General features: G+C 69.9%; 23 protein-coding genes. 16 read left to right on the top strand and 7 right to left on the bottom strand.

The features are described from left to right. Positions 1 to 2 precede the first annotated feature (2 nt). The 5 genes from obgE (at position 3) to ACIPQB_RS03060 (ending at position 5352) form a co-directional block, all read left to right on the top strand. Positions 3 to 1067 carry a GTPase ObgE gene (gene obgE / locus ACIPQB_RS03080; RefSeq protein WP_446483723.1) on the top strand — a complete coding sequence of 355 codons (1065 nt, stop codon included), beginning with the start codon at positions 3 to 5 and terminating at the stop codon, positions 1065 to 1067. Beyond that, positions 1064 to 2200: a glutamate 5-kinase gene (gene proB / locus ACIPQB_RS03075; RefSeq protein ID WP_446483722.1), complete on the top strand. Its 1137-nt coding sequence runs from the start codon at positions 1064 to 1066 to the stop codon at positions 2198 to 2200. Before obgE ends, proB begins: the two co-directional genes overlap by 4 nt. Next, positions 2201 to 2614: a DUF3574 domain-containing protein gene (locus tag ACIPQB_RS03070; RefSeq protein WP_446483721.1), complete on the top strand. Its 414-nt coding sequence runs from the start codon at positions 2201 to 2203 to the stop codon at positions 2612 to 2614. A gap of 109 nt (positions 2615 to 2723) precedes the next feature. Further along, on the top strand, positions 2724 to 4412 hold the full coding sequence (locus tag ACIPQB_RS03065; RefSeq protein WP_446483720.1) for a GH39 family glycosyl hydrolase: 1689 nt from the start codon (positions 2724 to 2726) through the stop codon (positions 4410 to 4412). A gap of 64 nt (positions 4413 to 4476) precedes the next feature. Beyond that, positions 4477 to 5352, top strand: coding sequence for a DUF6624 domain-containing protein (locus ACIPQB_RS03060; RefSeq protein WP_446483719.1), 876 nt, complete (start codon positions 4477 to 4479; stop codon positions 5350 to 5352). A 10-nt stretch (positions 5353 to 5362) separates the two neighbouring features. Here the strand turns inward: ACIPQB_RS03060 and ACIPQB_RS03055 are convergent, their stop codons facing one another. Then, complete coding sequence (locus tag ACIPQB_RS03055; protein ID WP_446483718.1) at positions 5363 to 7699, bottom strand: GH92 family glycosyl hydrolase; 2337 nt, start codon at positions 7697 to 7699, stop codon at positions 5363 to 5365. Between the two features lie 117 nt (positions 7700 to 7816). Then, positions 7817 to 8482 carry a nitroreductase gene (locus ACIPQB_RS03050; protein ID WP_446483717.1) on the bottom strand — a complete coding sequence of 222 codons (666 nt, stop codon included), beginning with the start codon at positions 8480 to 8482 and terminating at the stop codon, positions 7817 to 7819. Positions 8483 to 8604: 122 nt separating this feature from the next. On the opposite strand from ACIPQB_RS03050, the gene mtgA reads away from it, so the two are divergent. Together mtgA and ACIPQB_RS03040 are read left to right on the top strand one after the other, a co-directional pair. Continuing rightward, positions 8605 to 9282, top strand: a complete 678-nt coding sequence (gene mtgA / locus ACIPQB_RS03045; protein WP_446483716.1) for a monofunctional biosynthetic peptidoglycan transglycosylase — start codon at positions 8605 to 8607, stop codon at positions 9280 to 9282. A 28-nt stretch (positions 9283 to 9310) separates the two neighbouring features. Next, positions 9311 to 9877 (top strand): GNAT family N-acetyltransferase, encoded by a 567-nt coding sequence (locus ACIPQB_RS03040; protein WP_446483715.1) that lies wholly within the window; start codon positions 9311 to 9313, stop codon positions 9875 to 9877. Here the strand turns inward: ACIPQB_RS03040 and ACIPQB_RS03035 are convergent. Both ACIPQB_RS03035 and ACIPQB_RS03030 read right to left on the bottom strand, forming a co-directional pair. Beyond that, the gene (locus tag ACIPQB_RS03035) at positions 9853 to 10800 is read right to left on the bottom strand and encodes a cation diffusion facilitator family transporter (protein WP_446483714.1); all 948 of its coding nucleotides are present in this window, start codon (positions 10798 to 10800) and stop codon (positions 9853 to 9855) included. The genes ACIPQB_RS03040 and ACIPQB_RS03035 overlap by 25 nt on opposite strands. Before the next feature lie 24 nt (positions 10801 to 10824). Next, positions 10825 to 11025 (bottom strand): KTSC domain-containing protein, encoded by a 201-nt coding sequence (locus tag ACIPQB_RS03030; RefSeq protein WP_446483713.1) that lies wholly within the window; start codon positions 11023 to 11025, stop codon positions 10825 to 10827. 183 nt (positions 11026 to 11208) lie between these two features. Between ACIPQB_RS03030 and ACIPQB_RS03025 the strand changes: the two genes are divergently transcribed. From ACIPQB_RS03025 to ACIPQB_RS03000, 6 genes are all read left to right on the top strand, one after another. Then, positions 11209 to 11613: an MAPEG family protein gene (locus ACIPQB_RS03025; RefSeq protein ID WP_446483712.1), complete on the top strand. Its 405-nt coding sequence runs from the start codon at positions 11209 to 11211 to the stop codon at positions 11611 to 11613. A gap of 124 nt (positions 11614 to 11737) precedes the next feature. Then, entirely contained in the window at positions 11738 to 12349 is a 612-nt protein-coding gene (locus ACIPQB_RS03020) for a CC0125/CC1285 family lipoprotein (protein ID WP_446483711.1), read from the top strand. Positions 12350 to 12431: 82 nt separating this feature from the next. Then, a complete protein-coding gene (locus tag ACIPQB_RS03015) occupies positions 12432 to 13205 on the top strand; it encodes a tyrosine-protein phosphatase (RefSeq protein ID WP_446483710.1) in 774 nt (257 codons plus the stop codon). A gap of 94 nt (positions 13206 to 13299) precedes the next feature. Continuing rightward, positions 13300 to 14733, top strand: a complete 1434-nt coding sequence (locus ACIPQB_RS03010; protein WP_446483977.1) for an MFS transporter — start codon at positions 13300 to 13302, stop codon at positions 14731 to 14733. 52 nt (positions 14734 to 14785) lie between these two features. Beyond that, entirely contained in the window at positions 14786 to 16153 is a 1368-nt protein-coding gene (gene pabB / locus ACIPQB_RS03005) for an aminodeoxychorismate synthase, component I (RefSeq protein ID WP_446483709.1), read from the top strand. Next, positions 16150 to 16926 carry an aminotransferase class IV gene (locus tag ACIPQB_RS03000; protein ID WP_446483708.1) on the top strand — a complete coding sequence of 259 codons (777 nt, stop codon included), beginning with the start codon at positions 16150 to 16152 and terminating at the stop codon, positions 16924 to 16926. Before pabB ends, ACIPQB_RS03000 begins: the two co-directional genes overlap by 4 nt. Here the strand turns inward: ACIPQB_RS03000 and ACIPQB_RS02995 are convergent. The 3 genes from ACIPQB_RS02995 to ACIPQB_RS02985 all read right to left on the bottom strand — a co-directional run bounded on the left by ACIPQB_RS02995 (position 16923) and on the right by ACIPQB_RS02985 (position 18761). Continuing rightward, positions 16923 to 17489 (bottom strand): TadE/TadG family type IV pilus assembly protein, encoded by a 567-nt coding sequence (locus ACIPQB_RS02995; RefSeq protein WP_446483707.1) that lies wholly within the window; start codon positions 17487 to 17489, stop codon positions 16923 to 16925. The two genes, ACIPQB_RS03000 and ACIPQB_RS02995, sit on opposite strands and share 4 nt — an antisense overlap. Beyond that, positions 17477 to 18046 (bottom strand): TadE/TadG family type IV pilus assembly protein, encoded by a 570-nt coding sequence (locus ACIPQB_RS02990; RefSeq protein ID WP_446483706.1) that lies wholly within the window; start codon positions 18044 to 18046, stop codon positions 17477 to 17479. Before ACIPQB_RS02990 ends, ACIPQB_RS02995 begins: the two co-directional genes overlap by 13 nt. 91 nt (positions 18047 to 18137) lie before the next feature. Then, the gene (locus ACIPQB_RS02985; protein ID WP_446483705.1) at positions 18138 to 18761 is read right to left on the bottom strand and encodes a pilus assembly protein N-terminal domain-containing protein; all 624 of its coding nucleotides are present in this window, start codon (positions 18759 to 18761) and stop codon (positions 18138 to 18140) included. Positions 18762 to 18866: 105 nt separating this feature from the next. Between ACIPQB_RS02985 and ACIPQB_RS02980 the strand changes: the two genes are divergently transcribed. The 3 genes from ACIPQB_RS02980 to ACIPQB_RS02970 all read left to right on the top strand — a co-directional run bounded on the left by ACIPQB_RS02980 (position 18867) and on the right by ACIPQB_RS02970 (position 19516). Next, a complete protein-coding gene (locus ACIPQB_RS02980) occupies positions 18867 to 19031 on the top strand; it encodes a Flp family type IVb pilin (RefSeq protein ID WP_446483704.1) in 165 nt (54 codons plus the stop codon). Positions 19032 to 19100: 69 nt separating this feature from the next. Then, positions 19101 to 19265, top strand: a complete 165-nt coding sequence (locus tag ACIPQB_RS02975) for a Flp family type IVb pilin (RefSeq protein ID WP_446483703.1) — start codon at positions 19101 to 19103, stop codon at positions 19263 to 19265. An 80-nt stretch (positions 19266 to 19345) separates the two neighbouring features. Continuing rightward, the gene (locus ACIPQB_RS02970; protein ID WP_446483702.1) at positions 19346 to 19516 is read left to right on the top strand and encodes a Flp family type IVb pilin; all 171 of its coding nucleotides are present in this window, start codon (positions 19346 to 19348) and stop codon (positions 19514 to 19516) included. Positions 19517 to 19640 lie beyond the last annotated feature (124 nt).

Below are 19640 nucleotides of genomic sequence, written 5' to 3'. Positions count from 1 at the left end.
TCATGAAATTCCTCGACCAGTGCAAGATCTATGTCCGCTCCGGCAACGGCGGCGGCGGCGCGGTCTCGTTCCGACGCGAGAAGTACATCGAATATGGCGGCCCCGACGGCGGTGACGGCGGGCGGGGCGGCGACGTTTGGATCGAGGCGGTCGAGGGGCTCAACACCCTGATCGACTATCGCTACCAGCAACATTTCAAGGCCGGGACGGGCATCCACGGCATGGGCCGCCAGCGCCACGGCGCGGCCGGCGACGACGTCGTGCTCAAGGTTCCCGTCGGCACCCAGGTGCTGGAGGAGGACAAAGAAACCCTGATCGCCGACCTCGACACCGCCGGCATGCGCCTGCGCCTGGCCAAGGGCGGCAACGGCGGCTGGGGCAACCTGCACTTCAAGGGGCCGATCAACCAGGCGCCGAAATACGCCAATCCCGGCCAGGACGGCGAGGAGCTGTGGATCTGGCTGCGGCTGAAGCTGATCGCCGACGTCGGCCTGGTCGGCCTGCCCAACGCCGGCAAGTCGACCTTCCTGGCCGCCGCCAGCGCCGCCAAGCCGAAGATCGCCGACTATCCGTTCACGACCCTGACTCCCAACCTCGGCATGGTCGATCTCTCCACCAGCGAGCGCTTCGTGATGGCCGACATCCCCGGCCTGATCGAGGGGGCCAGCGAGGGCGCGGGCCTGGGCACCCGGTTCCTCGGCCACGTCGAGCGCTCGGCGGTGCTGATCCACCTGGTCGACGCCACTCAGGATGACATCGCCGACGCCTGGACGACGATCCGCGGCGAGCTGGAAGCCTATGGCGACGAGCTGGCCGACAAGTCCGAGATCCTGGCCCTGAACAAGGTCGACGCCCTGGACGAGGAGACCCGCGCGGCCAAGCGGGCCGAGCTGGAGGCCGTGGCCGGCGTCAGGCCGATGATGGTCTCGGGCGTGTCGGGCGAGGGGGTCACCGAGCTGCTGCGCGCCGCCTTCACCCAGGTGCGCATCCGCCGCGGCGAGACCCCGGCCGAGGCGGCCGTCGACGAGGCTCCCGAGGAGGAAACCCCCGGGGGCTGGAACCCGTGACGACAGGCTCGGGGGAGGCCCTGTCGCGGGCGAGGCGGATCGTCTTCAAGGTCGGCTCGGCCCTGCTGGTCGATGCGCAGACCGGCGCGCCCGACCGCGCCTGGCTGAACGCCTTCTGCGCCGACGCCGCCGCCCTGCGGGCCCGCGGCCAGCAGGTGGTGGTGGTGTCGTCCGGGGCGGTGGCCCTGGGCCGCCGGCGCCTGGGCCTGACGGGGCGCAAGTCCCTGACCCTGCCTGAGAAGCAGGCCGCCGCGGCCGCGGGCCAGTCGGTGCTGATGCGGGCCTGGGAAGAGGCCTTCGAACCGCACGGCATCGGCGCCGCCCAGATCCTGCTGACCCGCGACGACACCGAGGTGCGCCGCCGCTGGCTGAACGCCCGCGCCACCGCCGAGACCCTGATCGGCCTGGACGTGGTGCCGGTGGTCAACGAGAACGACACCGTGGTCACCGAGGAGATCCGCTACGGCGACAACGACCGGCTGGCGGCTCGCGTCGCCCAGATGGTCGGCGCCGACCTGCTGGTGCTGCTGTCGGACATCGACGGCCTCTACACCGCCGACCCGCGCCGCGACCCGTCCGCCGCCCATATCGCGCGGGTCAGCGAGATCACGCCCGAGATCGCCGCCATGGCCGAGGGGGCCAACGCCGCGACCGGGGTCGGCACCGGCGGCATGGCCACCAAGATCGCCGCCGCCCGCATCGCCCGCGCCGCCGGTTGCGCCACCCTGATCACCCTGGGCGCGCGGCCCCATCCGCTGAAGGCCATCGAGGCCGGCGCGCCGGCCACCCTGATCGAGGCCGGGGCCTCGACCGCCGCCGCCTACAAGGCCTGGATCGCCGGTTCGCTGGCTCCCCAGGGCTGGCTGACGGTCGACGCCGGCGCCGCCGCCGCCCTGCTGAAGGGCAAGAGCCTGCTGTGCGCCGGGGTCCGCGCCGTCGAGGGGCCGTTCGACAAGGGCGACGCCGTGCGGGTGCGCGACGAGACCGGCCGCGAGGTGGCCCGGGGCCTGGTCCGCTACGACAGCGCCGACGCCCACAAGATCGCCGGCCTGCGCTCGGACGCTATCGAGGCCGAACTGGGCTTCACCGAGGGGCCGATGATCCACGCCGACGACCTGGCGACGGGGGGCTAGATGCGAACGCATGCCCGGATCGTCCTGCTGCTGGCGGCGATGATGCTCTCAGGCTGCGCCAGCTTGGGGCCGCCGGCCTGCCCGGCCGGCCAGGGCCCCGGCCGCACGGCGCAGCTGTTCTTCGGCCGCAATATCGGCGGCGCCCTGGGGGTCTCGGAAGCCGACTTCAAGGCCTTCGTCGACGCCGAGCTGACCCCGCGCTTTCCCGACGGCCTGACGGTGCTGGACGCCGCCGGCCAGTGGCGCGGCGCCGACGGCATCGTCGGTCGCGAGCCGTCCAAACTGGTGATCCTGGCCCTGCCGGGCCGGACCGGCGGCGAGGCCAAGCTCGACGCGGTCCGCCAGGCCTATCGCCAGCGGTTCCGCCAGGAAGCCGTGCTGGTCATCACCCAGCCGGCCTGCCTGGGATTCTGAGCCGGCAGCCTTTCTTTTGTCGTACAATTGCGATCGCCGCCGCGCTGATCCATGCTAGGTCCTGTCCAACGGCGTGACCCACGACGCCGGAGCGGGGAGGGACGCAGCCATGCGCAACGGTGTCGGTTCAGGCTTGGTCGCCGCCCTGCTGCTGATGGGGTCGCCGGCCCTGGCCCAGGCCCCGGCCGCCGTTCCGGTCGAGATCACCGTCGACGCCGGCAAGTCGGCCGGCGAGCTGCGGCCGATCTGGCGGTTCTTCGGGGCCGACGAGCCGAACTACGCGACCATGAAGGACGGCCGCAAGCTGCTCGGCCATCTGGGCGCGCTCAAGCCCAAGGCGGTCTATTTCCGCACCCACAACCTGCTCAACACCGGCGACGGCACGCCGGCCCTGAAGTGGGGCAGCACCAATGTCTATACCGAGGACGCCCAGGGCCGCCCGGTCTATGACTGGACGATCCTCGACCGCCTGTTCGACACCTACCGGGCCAACGGCGTGCGGCCCTATGTGCAGATCGGCTTCATGCCGCAGGCCCTGTCGACCCATCCCGAGCCCTACCAGCACGCCTGGCGGCCGGGCTTCGACTACAACCTGATCAGCGGCGGCTGGGGCTATCCGCCCAAGGACTACGACAGGTGGTCGGAACTGGCCTACCAGTGGGTGCGCCACTGCGTCGAGCGCTACGGCCGGGCCGAGGTCGAGACCTGGTATTTCGAGGTCTGGAACGAGCCCAACGGCCCCGCCTACTGGAAGGGGACGCCCGAGGAGTTCCACAAGCTGCACGACTACGCCGTCGCCGGGGTGCGCCGGGCCCTGCCGACCGCCAAGGTCGGCGGGCCGGACGTGGCCGGCAGCGGCGGCCGGTTCATGGAGGACTTCCTGACCCACCTGACCGACGGGACCAACTACGCGACCGGCCAGAAGGGCACGCCGACCGATTTCCTGTCCTTCCACGCCAAGGGCGCGCCCCGCTTCGTCGACGGCCATGTCCGCATGGGCATCGCCAACCAACTGGCCGAGATCGACAGGGGCTTTGGCATGATCGCCGCACGCCCGGCCCTGAAGGACAAGCCGATCGTCATCGGCGAGTCCGATCCGGAAGGCTGCGCCGCCTGCCAGGGCTCCGACCTCGGCTATCGCAACGGCACGGTCTATTCCAGCTACACCGCCGCCAGCTTCGCCCGCGAGCACGACCTGGCCGACCGCCACGGCGTCACCCTGGACGGCGCCCTGACCTGGGCCTTCGAGTTCGAGGACCAGCCCTATTTCGCCGGCTTCCGCCAGCTGTCGAGCAACGGCCTCGACCTGGCGGTGGTCAATGTCTTCCGGATGTTCAGCCTGATGGGGCCCGAGCGCATCGCCGCCGCCAGTTCGGGCCAGATCCCGCTCGACGAGATCCTCGCCCAAGGCGTGCGCGGCCGCCCTGACGTCGGAACCCTGGCCAGCCTGGGTCCGGACCGCCTGGCGATCATGGTCTGGAACTATCACGACGACGACCTGCCCGGCCCCGCCGCCGAGGTGCGGCTGGCGCTCAAGCATCTGCCCCGGGCCTTCGCCAACGCCAGGCTGGTCCACTACCGGGTCGACGAGGACCACGGCAATGTCTACGGCGCCTGGCGGCGGATGGGCTCGCCCCTGGCCCCGAGCAAGGCCCAGTACGACGCCCTCGAACAGGCCAGCGCCCTGGCCGCCATCGACGGCCCGCCGCCGGTCCGCAGCCAGGACGGCCTGACCCTGAGCTTCCAGCTGCCGCGCCAGGGGGTATCGCTGCTGGTGCTGGAGCGGACCAAGCCGTAGGCCCGGCCCGACTTGCCTCGACTCCACACCCGCGCTTAATTCGGCCCAGGGTTGCGGAGTCGCCATGAGCCGAATGTGGATCGCCGTGATCGCCGCCCTGGCGCTGGCGAGTTCGGCCCGGGCCGCCGCGTTCGACGCCTGGGCGCACCGCCAGGCGCTCGGGGCGATCGCCTTCGCCGACGCTCGGGACAAGGCGCGCCGCGAGGTCGCAGCCGCGCCCGCCGAGATCGCCAGGGCCGACCGTCTGGCCCGCTTGGTCCTGGCCGGGGCCAGCACCTCTTCCGACGACTACCGGGCGCGCGCCGCCCGCCTGGACAAGGCCCTGGCCGACCTGCGCACCCAGTTGGCCGTGATGAAGACCGGCCCCTATCCCGCCGACTGGATGCAGGACCGCTGGCTGCAGGATCGCGCCCAGGCGACCGATCCCCTGGCCCGGGCGCTCTTCGCTCGCGTCTTTGTCGATCAGAAACAGTTCCATCTCGGCGCTGACGGCGATGACGCCGAGGCCGAAGCCTTCAATCTGGTGCTAGCCGCCGAGCAGGAACGCAACCTGGCGGCCAACACTCATTGGCTGAAGCGGGTCCTGGTCCGCATCGGCTGGTTCGACATCTCCCGCTATGACCCGGAGGCCTCACAGGGCGCCTGGCTGCTGGTGCAACACGCCGACCGCGATCCGGCCTGGCAGCGGGCGGTGCTCGCCGCGCTGGCGCCGCGGGTGAAGCGCGGCGACATGCAAGGCAAGTACTACGCCTACCTGGCCGACCGGGTGGCCGTGAACGCCGGCCAAGCGCAGGTCTATGGCACCCAGGGCGGCTGTCACGGCCCGGGAGCGACCTGGCGGCAGAAGCCGGTCGCCGATCCGGAGGGGCTGGAGGCCCGACGGGCTGAGCTGGGGCTTGAGCCGAGCGCCGACTACATGGCCAAGTTCACCTGCCGGTGACAGCGCCGCCCTACCGCCCGTACCCCGTCATCGACATCGGCCGGTCCGCGGCCTTCGTCGCCCAGGCCTTATTGGGCTTGGCGCTCATCGTGAACACCAGCTCGCCGCCGGCCCGGATCTCCGCGTCGCGCAGGAACACCCGGCCCAGCGGTTCGCCGTTTAGGGTCACCGCGCCGACATAGGGCCGCGCGTCCGACAGGCCGTCGGCCCGCACCGTGAACCGCTTGCCGTTCGGCAGGTTGAGCACCGCCCGCTCCACGAACGGCCGGCCCAGGGCGTATTCGTTGGAACCCGGGGTCACCGGATAGAAGCCCAGGGCGGTGAACACCAGCCAGGCCGACATCTGGCCCAGGTCGTCATTGCCGGCCAGGCCCTCGGGCGTGGGCTTGTACTGCGATCCGACGATCTGGGTCAGCCGTTCCTGGGTGCGCCAGGGGGCCCCGGCGTAGTCGTACATATAGGCCACGTGGTGGCTGGGCTCGTTGCCGTGGATATACTGGCCGATCAGGCCGGCGATGTCCTCGGCGTGGGAATAGTCGAGCTTGGAATTGTCGAAATCGAACATGGCGTCCAGCTTGCGGACCACCGCCGCATCACCGCCCATGGCCCGGCCCAGCCCGCCCAGGTCCTGCGGCGCGAACCACGAATACTGCCAGGCGTTGCCCTCGGTATAGTCGGACCCATAGTTGATCGCCGTCGGGTCGAAGGGCGTGCGATAGCTGCCGTCGCTCTTGCGGGCCCGCAGGAAGCCGGTCTTGAGGTCGAAGCTGTTCCGCCAGTTCCCCGCCCGCTTCTCGAAGGTCGCGGCGATGTCGTCGCGGCCCATGGCCCTGGCCATGCGCGCGATGGTCCAGTCGTCATAGGCGTATTCGACGGTCTTGGACGCCGCCTCCGGCTCCTTGTCGATCGGCACATAGCCCAGGGCCATGTAGTCGCCGAGGCCTCCGTAGGGGGCGTAGGTGGCGCTTGCGACCATGGCGTCCAGGGCGGCCTTGGCGTCGAAGCCGCGGATCCCCTTCAGGTAAGCGTCGGCGATCACCGGCACGGCGTGGTAGCCGATCATCGTCCAGGTCTCCTGGCCGTGGAACTGCCAGACCGGCAGAATGCCGTACGGGCTCTCCTGCTGCGAGGCGACCAGCGACTTGACGATGTCGCTGGTGCGCCGCTCCGGCTGCACCAGGGTCAGCAGCGGGTGCTCGGCCCGGAAGGTGTCCCACAGCGAGAAGGTCGAATGGAAGGCGAAGGTCTTGCCGTCGGCGGTCTGGGCCGTGTGGACCTCGTTGTCTGGCCCGCGATAGCGGCCGTCGATGTCGGAGAACAGACTGGGGGCCAGCAGGGTGTGATAGAGGGCGGTGTAGACGCTGGCGCGCATCGCCGCCGGGGCGTCGATCTGCACCGCGCCCAGCGCCTGTTCCCAGGCCGCCTTGGAGCGGGCCCGCAGGCCGTCGAAATCGAAGCCCTTTTCGTCGCTGTCGAGATTGAGGACGGCGTTGGCCTCGCTGACCGAGGAGATCGACACCTTGGCGACTAGCGGTCCGTCGATCGCCCCGAAGTCGAACACCCCGACCAGGGCCCGGCCCTCGACCTGGGCGCGGTCGAACGGCGTGCGGCCCGGCTGGGCGAAGCCCTTGTAGGGGATGTCGGCCTCGGTGTTGTACAGCGCCTTGCCGACCATCGGTCGGTCGAAGCGCAGGGCGAAATAGAGCTGGCGGCCGGGGGCCCAGCCGCGGGTCTCGCGCATCCCCGTCACCGTGCCGTCCTCGGCCACCCGGATTCGCGACCAGCTGACCTTGCCCGGATAGTTGTAGATCGAGGTGCGCAGGTCGAGCAGCACCTGGGCCCGCGCCCCCTTGGCGTAGGCGTAGCGGTGCATGCCGGTGCGCGGCCCGGCCGTCAGCTCGGCCCGCACCTGGCTGTCGGTCAGGGTCACGGCGTAATAGCCGGGCTGGGCGACCTCGCCGTCGTGGGTGAAGCGCGAGCGGTAGCCCGAGCCGGGCTTGTCGGCCGCCCCGGGCTCCAGTTTCGCCCCGCCGCTGACCGGGGCCAGCAGCACGTCGCCGAGGTCCGAATGGCCCGAGCCCGAGAAATGAGTGTGCGAGAAGCCGAGGATGGTCGGGTCGCTGTAGCGATAGCCGGCGGCGCGGGCGTAGCTCTGCTTGAACGGCAGGATGTCGGTGTCCGGGCTCAGCTGCACCATGCCGAACGGGGCGACGGCGCCGGGAAAGGTGTGGCCGTCGCCGCCGGTGCCGATGAACGGGTCGACGGCGTCATAGGGGCTCTTGGCCTGGGCCAGGGCGGAAGAGGCGGCCAGCGAGGCGATCGCGGCCAGCACCAGTCCAAGACGCATGGGATTCTCCTCCGGCTCCGCCCCAGCCTAGCCGCAGGCCGGCGGCCCCGTCACGGACTTAGAGAAAATCACTTGGGTTATTCGGCAAATTGTCCTGCTCGATTGGTGAGGGGCAGTCTAATCGAAGCCGCGCATCGCGCCCCAGGCCTCGAACGGTTCGCGCCGCGAGCGCCACTGGTTGACCGGCGCGGTTTCGTCGCGATAGCCCAGGGCCAGGCCGCAGAACAGCATATGGTCCTCGGGCAGGTCGAGGAACCGGGCGGTCAGCCGGCCATAGGCCGACCAGAACTCCTGGGCGCAGCTGCCCAGGCCCTTCTCGACCGCCAGCAGCATCAGGGTCTGGATGAACATCCCCAGGTCGGCCCATTGCGGCGGGCCGCAGTCGCGGTGGATCGACACGAACAGCCCGACCGGCGCGCCGAAGAACTCGGCGTTCTTAGTGAACTGGGCCAGCCGGCCCAGCTTGTCCTCGCGCGGAATGCCCAGCGCCGCATAGAGGTCCTCGCCGACCTGGTAGCGGCGCGTGCGCAGCGGCTCCCACAGGTTGGGCGGATAGACGTGATATTCCGGCTCGTCGCGGTCCATCAGCCGCGCGGCGACCAAGGCCTTGAACTCGGCCAGGGGCTCGCCGGCCAGGGCGTGGACCACCCAGGGCTGGAGATTGCCGCCGGACGGGGCGCGGCCCGCGGCCTCCAGCAGTTCGCGCACCAGGGCGCCGGGCACGGGGTCGGGCTTGAAGGCCCGCACCGACAGGCGGCGGGCGACGGCTTCGGCGACGTCCATCAAGGCCTCGCTAACGGATGGGCGGCCATGGCCGCGACAGATTCACGCGAACCGGTATCCACTTCGCTCGAAAACGCTCTAGCATCCGGCTCCAGCGTCAAGGCAAGTTTCGGGGGCGATGAGTGCGGGTTCTGGTGCGTAACATCTTTCTGGCCCTGCTGCTGGTGCTGGTGATCGGGCCGGTGACGACGGTGATCGTCTACCGCTTCGTGCCGCCGCCGGCCACGCCGCTGATGGTCATCCGGCTGGTCGAGGGCAAGGGCTGGAACCACCACTGGCGGCCGATCGACGAGGTCTCGCCGGCCCTGCCGCGGGCCCTGATCGCCGCCGAGGACGCCCGCTTCTGCGACCATCACGGCTTCGACTTCGACGCCCTGCAGAAGGCCTACGCCAACAATGAGAACGGCAAGAAGATCCGCGGCGGCTCGACCATCAGCCAGCAGACCGCCAAGAACGTCTTCCTGTGGCCGGGGCGCTCCTATTTCCGCAAGGGCTTGGAGGCCTATTTCACGGTGCTGATCGAGACCGTCTGGGGCAAGAAGCGGATCATGGAGGTCTATCTCAACAGCATCGAATACGGCCCGGGCGTCTATGGCGCCGAGGCCGCGGCGCGGACCTATTTCAAGGTCGGGGCCGACCGGCTGACGCCGCAGCAGTCGGCGCGCCTGGCCGCCATCCTGCCCAGCCCGCTGAAGTGGAAGGCGGTCAATCCGGGCCGCTATGTCACGAAGCGCTCGCGGCGGATCGGCGCGGCCTCGGGCGCGGTGCGCCGCGACGGCCTGGCCGCCTGCCTGGCCTGACACGCGATGCGATACGGAGGAAACCGCCATGCCCGTCGCCCCCGGACCCACCCTGGAGACCGCCCGCCTGATCCTGCGGCCGCCGGCCCCCGAGGACCTCGATCGCTGGGCCGAGCTGATGGCCGACCCGGTCGCGGCCCGCTATATCGGCGGCGTCATGGCCCGCAGCCAGACCTGGCGGGCCATGAGCGCCATGGCCGGATCCTGGGCCCTGCACGGCTTTGGCATGTTCTCGCTGATCGAGAAGGACACCGGCTTGTGGGCGGGCCGCATCGGCCCCTGGCGGCCGGACGGCTGGCCGGGAACCGAGATCGCCTGGAGCCTGCATCCGAGCGCCTGGGGCAAGGGCTACGCCGTCGAGGCGGCGACCGCGGCCATCGACTGGGCCATCGACCAGCTGGGCTGGACCGAGATCATCCACTGTATCGACCCGGCCAACCAGCCGTCCAAGGCGGTGGCCCGGCGGCTCGGCTCGGCCTACCTGCGCCCGGGCCAGCTGCCGGCCCCGTTCGAGACCAGCCCGATCGAGCTGTGGGGCCAGACCGCGGAGGCCTGGCGGGCGCGGCGGGCTCAGTCCGGCGGCGGACGGGCGTAGGCGGCGCGGGCCCGGCCCGAACGCACGAACACCCGGGTGATGCGCGGGTCGATCGCCCGGATCGCCTGGGCGAAGTCGTCGCCGGCCCCCTCGATCTCGACCGCCGTCAGGTCGTCGCGGAAATCCAGGGTCACGCCCAGCAGGATCTCCTGCGGGCCCAGGTGCATGCTAAGCACCTCGGCGACGTCGTCGACCCGCCCGTCAGCCGCCAGCATCGCCCGCACCGCCTCGACGATGCGCGGCGCGGCGGCCTCGCCGGTCAGCAGGCTGCGGGTCTCGTTGGCGAGGAACACCGCGACCAGCACCAGCAGCAGGCCGATCGCCACCGAGGCCGCGCCGTCGGCCCAGGCGACCCCCAGCCAGGCCGAGCCGGCCACGCCCAGGGCGGCGATCGCCAGGCCGATCAGGGCCGCGCCGTCCTCCAGCAGCACCGCGAAGATCGACGGGTCCTTGCTGCGGCGCAGGGCGGCCAGGAACGGCGTGCCCCGCCGCAGGACCCGGAATTCGCGCCAGGCGACCAGGAACGAACCGCCCTCGAACAGCGCCGCCAGGCCGATGACCAGGAAATTGATCCAGGCCCGGCCGATCGGCTCGGGGCGCTGGATCTTCAGCACGCCCTCATAGATCGACACCGCCCCGCCGAGGGCGAAGATCATCAGGGCCACGACGAAGGCCCAGAAATAGATCTCCATGCCGTGGCCGAACGGATGGGTCGAGCTGGGCGGCCGACGGGACCGGGCCAGACCCAGCAGCAGCAGGCCCTGGTTGCCGGTGTCCACCGTCGAGTGGATGGCCTCGGTCATCATCGCCGAGGAGCCGGTCAGGGCGAAGGCGGCGAACTTGGTCGCGGCGATGGCCAGGTTGCCGGCCAGGGCCGCGAAGATCACCCTTCTGGAACCGGTGTGGGATCCGGTGGCGGCCATGCGGATCGGCCCGGCGCCGGGGCGTCAGATCCGGTTGTAGGGATAGCGGTCGCGAATGATGCGCTGGAAGAACCGCCCCTTGGACGGGGCCCGGGCGAAGGCTTCGGTCACCCGCGGCGGCACCCCGACATAGACGTATTCGTCGCCGTCGTGGAAGGTCACGAACAGCTTGCCGTGCTCGGGTTCGTATTCGATCTGGCGGATGGCCGTGGAGTCAACGCGCATGGTCGAAACCTCTGGAGGAGGAACGTTTCGCCACAAAAGCGCGCGGCGCGGACCGACGGTTCCCCGGCCCGGCGGGACGGGGCCTCAAAGGCTTCGGCGTGCAACCGGATGATGCAAAGCCAGGCAAAATCGGCTCTAGTCTCCGTAGCCGGCCCGGCCAAGCGGGCCCGGGGGAGGACACGCATGCAACCGCATTCCTGGGTCGCCATCGTCACGCTGGTCGCCCTGCTGCTCTATGTCTGGATGGCCCTGCGGATCGCCTTCGCCCGCAAGAAAGCCGGCATCCAGCCGCCGGCCATGACCGGCGACCCGATCCTGGAGCGCCATATCCGCGTCCAGGCCAACACCCTGGAATGGCTGGTGGTGTTCCTGCCGTCGCTGTGGCTGTTCGCGATCTATTGGAGCGACCTGGTCGCCGCAGGGCTGGGCGTCGTCTGGATCCTGGGCCGGATCGTCTACGCCCTCGGCTATGTCGCCGATCCGGCCAAGCGCGAGGTCGGGTTCGGCATCCAGGCCCTGGCCACGGCGGCCCTGCTGTTCGGCGCGCTGGGCCGGGTCATCTGGATCCTGGTGGCGGTCGGAGCCTGACGCCGCCGGTCCGGCCTGGCGGCCGATCTCCTTCAACCCTGAAACGCATTGGCCTTGGCGAAACCACAAAGCTGGGCCATGCATTATACTGACAGTAAAAACGACTCTGTTTGAGGAGCGCGCCATGAGCATTCGCAAGACCATTCTGGGCAAATCCCGGCTGGTCGCGGCCGTGGCGCTCGCCGCCCTGCTGACGGCCTGCGCCACCGCCACCCCCTATCAGCCCAACCTTCCCGGCCAGCAGGCCTCGGGCGGCTTCACCGACCAGCGGCTGGAGAGCGACAGGTATCGCGTCACCTTCGCCGGCAACAGCCTGACCTCGCGGGAAACCGTCGAGCGCTACCTGCTGTACCGGGCGGCCGAGCTGACCGTGCAGCAGGGCTATGACTGGTTCGAGACCGCCGACCGCCGCACCGACCGCTCCGCCCGCACGGTGATCGACGAGGACCCCTTCGCCCGGCCGTTCGGCTATTATGGCGGCGGCTACGGCTACTGGCGTCCGGCCTGGCGCTATTACGGCCCGCGCTATGGCGGCTGGCGGGCCTGGGATCCCTACTGGGGCGACCCCTTCTTCGCCAACCGGGCCGAGGTCCGCACCATCGAGAAGTTCGAAGCCAGCGCCGAGATCGTGATGCACAAGGGATCCAAGCCGGGCGGCGATCCGCGGGCCTATGACGCCCGCGAGATCATGGCCAACCTGGCGCCGAGCATCCAGCGGCCGGCGCCGCCGAAATAGAGCCTCTTCCCCTGGACGACGCGATGGGTTCTCCAGGGGCGGGCGTCTCGCTTTCGTCATCGCCGGGCGCTAACAAGCCGCCATGACCCGTCACATCGCCCTGCAAGGCGTCGAGAACTTCCGCGACTTCGGCGACTACGCCGCCGGCCAGGGACGGCTGAAGAAGGGCGTGCTGTTTCGCGCCGCCCACCAGGCCGAGGCCACCGACGACGACCTGGCGGTGATCGCCGCCCTGAACTTGGCCGTCGTGGTCGACCTGCGCCGACCCAACGAGCGCCGGCGCGACCCGTCGCGCCGCTGGCCAGGCTTCGCCGCCGAGGTCATCGACAACGACCTGGGCGTCACCGGCGAGGACCCCTGGCACGCCTTCCTGCGCGACTCGGACCTGTCGGTCGCCTCGATCCACGCCTATCTGGTCGACTATTATCGCCGGGCCCCCTTCAAGGACCGGCACCTGGACCTGTTCCGCCGCTATTTCCAGGCCCTGGCCGCGGCCCGCGGGCCGGTGCTGATCCACTGCGCGGCCGGCAAGGACCGCACCGGTCTGCTGGCGGCCCTGACCCATCACTTGGCCGGCGTGGCCGACGACGACCTCGTCGACGACTACCTGCTGACCAATGACGAGGACCGCTTCCTCCGCCGCGGTCCGAAGTTCGCCGCGCTCATCGAGGCCGCCACCGGTCGCCGGCTGCCGGACGCGGCGATCCGCGCCGCCCTCGGCGTCGAGGCTGAATACCTGGCTGCGGCCCTGGCGGAGATGCGGCGCCAGTACGGCTCGGTCGACGGCTATCTGGAGCAGGCGGTCGGGCTGGACGCCGCCGGCCGCGAGGCCGTGCGGGCCCACATCCTGCTATGAGCGCTTTGGGTCGTGACAAACGGCCGATCGATCGCCACGCTTGCTGCAAGCCGTCATTTCGCACGGCGGCCTCTTCGACAAGGGCGGATACGGCATGAGTGAAATCTCGCCCGCGGCGGTGCTGGAAGGTGAACCGACCGCGCCGCTCAAGTCCGGCCTGCCGGGCGGGGCCCTGGCCTGGATCCTGCAGCAGGGCTCGCGCGATCCCTATGTGATCCTGATCACCATCTACATCTTCTCGCCGTACTTCTCGCGGGTGCTGGTCGGCGATCCGGTCAAGGGCCAGGCCCTGATCGCCAACATCTCGACCACCTACGGCCTGCTGACCGCCCTGACCGCCCCGCTGCTGGGGGCGATGATCGAGCAGTACGGGCCGCGCAAGCCGATGCTGGGCGTCGTGCTGGCCGTGATGGTCCCGCTGCTGGCCGGCCTGTGGTGGGCGATGCCGGCCGGCGGCCTGCCGCTGATGGCGACCAGCCTGATCCTGGTGGCGCTGGGCCTGGTCTATAACTGGGGCGACGTGCTGAGCAATTCGCTGCTCAGCCGGGCGGCGGGCCCGACGCCCGGGCGGGCGGCCCTGATCTCCGGCCTCGGCTACGCCCTGGCCAGCGGCCTGTCGGTGGCGGTGCTGCTGTTCATGCTCTGGGGTCTGGTGCTGCCGGGGCAGGTGGACTGGCCGGGCGTGCCGCGCGCGCCGCTGTTCGGGCTGGACGCCAGCCAGAACGAACCCAGCCGGATCTCCGGCCCGTTGGCGGCGGCGGTCATGACCCTGGGGGCGATCCCGTTCTTCCTGTGGACCCCCGACGCGGCCCGCACCGGCCGCAGCTGGCTGGCCAGCCTACGGGCCGGGATCGCCCTGCTGCGCGACACCTTCGCCAACCTGCAGGGCCATCGCGACGTCGCCACCTTCCTGGCCGCGCGCATGCTCTATTGCGACGGCATGACGGCGTTGCTGCTGTTCGGCGGCCTGTTCGCCTCCGGCCTGATGGGCTGGGGGGCGCTGGAGATGATGACCTACGGCATCTCGCTGAGCATCTTCGCCGTGATCGGCGGCCTGGTCGCGCCGTGGCTGGACCGCACGCTCGGGCCGCGCCGGGCGGTGCAGGTCGAGATCGCCGGCGCGCTGACGACGATGATCGCCACCCTCGGCATGGGGCGCGACAGGATCGTCTATTTCTGGACCTATGACCCGGCCGCCCACGCGCCGATCTGGAACGGGCCGCTGTTCCGCACCGCGCCGGAGCTGATCTATCTGGGCCTGGGCCTGCTGATCGCGGTGTTCGTCACCGCCCAGTACGCCTCCAGCCGCACCCTGCTGATTCGCCTGGCCCCGCCGGAGAAGACGGCGGCGTTCTTCGGCCTCTATGCGCTGTCGGGCACCGCGACGGCGTGGCTGGGCTCGCTGCTGGTCGCCCTGGCCACGGCGATCTTCAGCAGCCAGATCGCCGGCTTCCTGCCGATCGCCGGCCTGCTGTTGCTGGGCTTCTGCGGGCTGTTCCTGGTCCGCGGCGGCGAGCGCGAGCGGTAAGGCCGAGTTTGAAATCGTAGCGTCGACGCGCCGGCGGCGGTATCACCCGCCGATGCGGCATGTCGTTCTTATCAGCGCCCCGTGGCGCGACCCGGTCTGGGCCGCGGCGCCGTGGCGCGACGAGCCCTTCGCCTGCGCCATGATCTCCGGCGGGCAAGGGGGGCGCTGGTCCTACCTGCTGCGCGACCCCGACGCCTCATGGACCCTGGAGGCCGACGACCCGCGCGATCCGTTCGCGGCCCTGGCCGCGCTGATCGGGCCGCCCCAGCCGGTCGAACCCGACGGGCCGCCGTTCCAGGGCGGGGTGATCGGCCTGGCCAGCTACGAGCTCGGCGACCGGGTCGAGCGCCTGGGCCTGGCCCGCACGGGCTGGCCGGACTTGGCCTGCGCCCGCTATCCGGCCCTGCTGGCCTTCGACCATCTACAGCGGCGGGTGCTGGCGATCGGCCGCGGCGGCTCGCGCAGCTTCGCCCAGGCCCGGGCCGAGGCGGCGCTCGGCTGGCTGGCGAGACCGTCGCCGAAAGAGCACGACGGCCCGCTCTGCGAAGCCCTGAGCGTCGACGACGGCGAGGCCTATGAGGCGGCGGTGGCCCAGGTGGTGGAGCGCATCGTCGGCGGCGAGATCTTCCAGGCCAATATCGCCCGATCCTGGACCGGGCGGCTGGCGGCGGGCGCCCACCCCTTCGATCTGTTCGCCCAGCTGCGGACCGCCAGCCCGGCCCCGTTCTCGGCCTATCTGCGCCTGCCGGGCCGGGCCCTGGTCTCCAACTCGCCGGAACGATTCCTGAAGGTCACGGGCAAGGAGGGGGGCGGCGACCTGACCATCGAGACCCAGCCGATCAAGGGCACCCGGCCGCGCGGCGCCGACCAGGCCCAGGACGCCGTCCTGATCGCCGAGCTGTCGGCCAGCGCCAAGGACCGGGCCGAGAACCTGATGATCGTCGACCTGATGCGCAACGACCTGGCCCGGGTCAGCCCGCCGGGCAGCGTCAGCGTGCCCGAACTGTTCCGGGTCGAGACCTTCGCCAATGTCCACCACCTGGTCTCGACGGTGACGAGCCGGCTGGCCGAGGGCCTGACCGCCGCCGACCTGCTGCGCGCGGCCTTTCCCCCCGGCTCGATCACCGGAGCCCCGAAGATCCAGGCCATGAAGGTGATCGCCCAGCTGGAGGCCCCGCGCGGACCCTATTGCGGGGCGCTGTTCTGGGCGGGGGTCGACGGGGCCTTCGAGTCGAGCGTGCTGATCCGCACCGTCGGCCTGGAAGAGGACGCCGCCTCGCGAGACGGGGGGGGCTGGCGGCTGGAGGCCCGGGCCGGGGCCGGGATCGTCGCCGACAGCGACCCCCATGCCGAGCGCCTGGAGACCGAGGCCAAGTTCGCCGCCCTGCGCCGGGCGCTTCTCGAGGCGCCGCGCCGATGAACCCGCCCACGGCGCCCTGGGACGATCGCGGCCTGCTGCTCGGCGACGGCCTGTTCGAGACTTTGCTGTGGGTGGACGGCCAGATCCGGTGCCTGGACGCGCATCTGGTGCGGCTGGCGGCGGGCTGCCGAATCCTGGGATTGCCGGCGCCCGACCTCGAGACGGCGGCGCAACTGTGCCGGGCGGCGCCGGGCGAGGCCGGTTTGGAGAGCGGCCGCGCCGCCGTGCGCCTGACCCTGACCGCGGGATCCGGCGGGCGCGGGCTGGATCGTCCCGCCGCCCCTGCGATCCGCCTGGCCGCCCGCGCCGCCGCCGCGCCGCCGATCACCGCCCCGGCCGACCTGATTCTGGCCCGGACCCGGCGCAACGAAGGCTCGCCGGCCGCCCGGCTCAAGACCCTGTCCTATCTCGACAACGTGCTGGCCCGGGGCGAGGCGCTGAAAGCCGGGGCCGACGAGGCGGTGATGCTGAACAATCGCGGCGAGCTGGCCTGCGCGGCGGCGGCCAATCTGTTCTGGATCGCCGACGGCGCGCTGTTCACCCCGGCCCTGAGCTGCGGCGTGCTGAACGGCGTCACCCGGGCCCGGGTGCTGGCCAAGGCCGCGACACTGGGCGTGCGAACCGTCGTCGGGGTCGTCCGGGTCGAGGCGCTGGAACGGGCCGAGGCGGCGTTCCTGACCAACAGCCTGATCGGCGTCAGGCCGGTGCGGCGGTTCGAGGGCGCGACCTATGCGCCGCACGACCTGATCGCGCGGCTGGCGGCGGAACTCTAAGGAACGCGCGTGATCTTGTCCGACAGGCGAGGCCGCAGATAGAGGGTGCGGTTGAAAACGATCTCCGCCGGCATAACGAACTTGAGCGGCGAGACGTAGCCATAGCTGGCCTTGCTCATGACCACGCTCTGGCTGGCTGGCAGGACCCCGGCGTCGATGCTGACAACGGCGCCCTTGGCGGGGCAGTCGACCGCCGCGCCGGCTGGATATTTTTGCGACCAGTCGACCGTGTCCTTGCCGGTGGCGTCGGAAACGATGCTCGCCAGGCAAATACCGAGTTTGGTGGTGCTGAAGGGCGACATCAGCGTATCGCCCACATGAAAGACATCGTCCAGGCGGGCGTCGGTCAGCTCCGGCGTCCGCGCGACGACGTCGCCGACAGAGGACGCCAGGTGGTTGAGGCGGCGCTGCGCCATCATCGCCTGGGTCAGCTCAGCCATGCCGCAGTAGAACAGCACCAGCACGGGCGCGAGCAAGGCGAACTCGACGGCCGAGACGCCGCGGCGATCACGCCAGAACTGCGATAGGCGCTTTGGGCGCGCAGGAGACGTCATGCGGGGCATGTGACCGCCGGGGCGTCGGTGTCGGAATAGGGTTCATTGGCCAGCAGCGCGGCGGCGCTGATTTCGTGCACGCCGTCGGAACTTGTCAGGCCGGTGTCGAGCAGCGGGGTGATCAGCGGCCACCTATAGTAGGCCCGCACCAGAACGATGGAGCTTGGACCGCCCGGATCCCAGCAGGGCGTGGCGGGCTTCTCCAGGGTCGCGCCGCTCGCGAAGCTCGGCACGCGTTGGACGTCGAGGGTGAGCGCCGACCCGCACGTGGCCGCTCCGATCCAGCCGATATTCGTGCACACCTTGGTCTTGAAGGCGGCGGCGGTTTCCTGATTGGTCTGGACCTCGCCAGTGCGGATCGTTCGACCGGCGTCGATGATCGCGTTTTCCAGGGTTATCGAGACCAGCGACACCAGCCCCAATTCTATGATCGCGAAGAACAGCACCAAGAACGGCAGGGCGACCAAACCGAATTCAATCGCGGTCACGCCATCCTGGGCGCGCGCGAAGCGTGCGATGAAGGCGGACCGACGATCGGAGCGCGGTGGTCGGGATTGATCGGCCATCAGGACTGTACCGGTGAGCGCCCCTTCAAACGAGGCGCCGCGTATCCTAAGGCGTGCGTCCCTAATCACAGGTTTAAGCCTTGGTCTGGATTCAGGGGGTGGTCGGAGCCGGCGCGGCTGAATCGGCTCCGCTCAGTTTCGAGCAGCGCGCGCTGCAGGCATAGGAAGACGCCATGACGCCGCGCTGAACGGTGACGGCGTCATCCGGTGTCTCGGAAACAACGATGCGCCGGTCAGCCAGGGCGCGACCCTGGACGTCAAAGGCCATCAGGCTGGTCATGCCGGGGCGTTTGCCGAGCACCACCAGGGTGTGCTCGTTGATGACGCTGACGTCGGCCACCAGCGGATCACCAAGCACCACGTCCCGCACGGAACCGGCCAAGGTGATCTGGCTTGCCTGGCCGGCGCCCAGCGACACCGTCTGAAGCTGGCTCGCGCCAGACGCCTGGGCGTGGACGGGGGCGGCATGAAGGCTGAGGACGGCCGAAAGGGCGAGGGCGAGGCGGCGCATGGGCGTTCTTTCACGCTTGGTCTGGACCTCAACATCACCTGGAATGGTCAATAAAGACCTAAGGTTGGCCTTGGTAATCGGGTCAAGTCGTCGCGGGATTCGTTGCAACACAAGGGAATTCTTGCTGATCCCAAGGCGCATAGTTAAGTGATAATAATGGTAAATCAAAATAAACCAGAATAAAAACTCCGAAAGCTGCACCACGTTTACTGGACATTAAATGAGTTGGGCGAAATTGATCGTGTTTTCGGGGGTGAGCAAGTCGACACGGCTTGAGAGCCCAAATTCCTTGCTGACAGGAGATCCACCATGTCGAAGTTTGTCACCCGCTTCCTGAACGACGAATCCGGCGCCACGGCCATCGAATACGGCCTGATCATCGCGCTGATCGCCGTCGTGATCGTCACCGCCGTGACCACGCTCGGGACCAACCTGAACGCTCGCCTGACGGCGGCTGCGAAGGCGATCGGCTAAGGCGTTCGTCTTAGAAAAGGAAGAGGCCCCGGCGGCGACGCCGGGGCCCTGATCTGAGGAATTTCAACCATGTCGAAGTTTGTCACCCGCTTCCTAGGCGACGAGTCCGGCGCCACGGCCATCGAGTACGGCCTGATCATCGCGCTGATCGCCGTCGTGATCGTCGCCGCTGTGACCACGCTCGGGACCAACCTGAACGCTCGCCTGGAAGCGGCCGCGAAGGCCATCGGCTAAGGCGTTCGTCCAGGAAGATAAAGAGGGCCTCGGCGGCGACGCCGGGGCCTTTTTTGTTCCGATGATCCAGGAGCCCAATCATGTCGAAGTTTATCACGCGTTTCCTGAACGATGAATCCGGCGCCACCGCCGTCGAATACGGCCTGATCATCGCCCTGATCGCCCTCGTGACCGTCGGCGCCTTCGGCGTTCTTGGCGGCCATGCCAGGGATGCTTTTCAAGCCGCGGCCGGCGAATTCGCGGGCGGCTAGGCCCGCCGGGCCCCCTCGCCAAGGTCGGGGACCTCATTCCGTTCAATGCGGCGCAGATTTCGCCGCGCGGGAAACCATTGCTTCATGCGATGGGCGCAGACTGGATGCGATTGAACAGGCAAGG

It is taken from the genome of Caulobacter sp. LARHSG274 (assembly GCF_052871235.1).
Note: the sequence above shows the minus strand (reverse complement) of the source record. Positions and strands in the feature narration are given on the sequence as shown.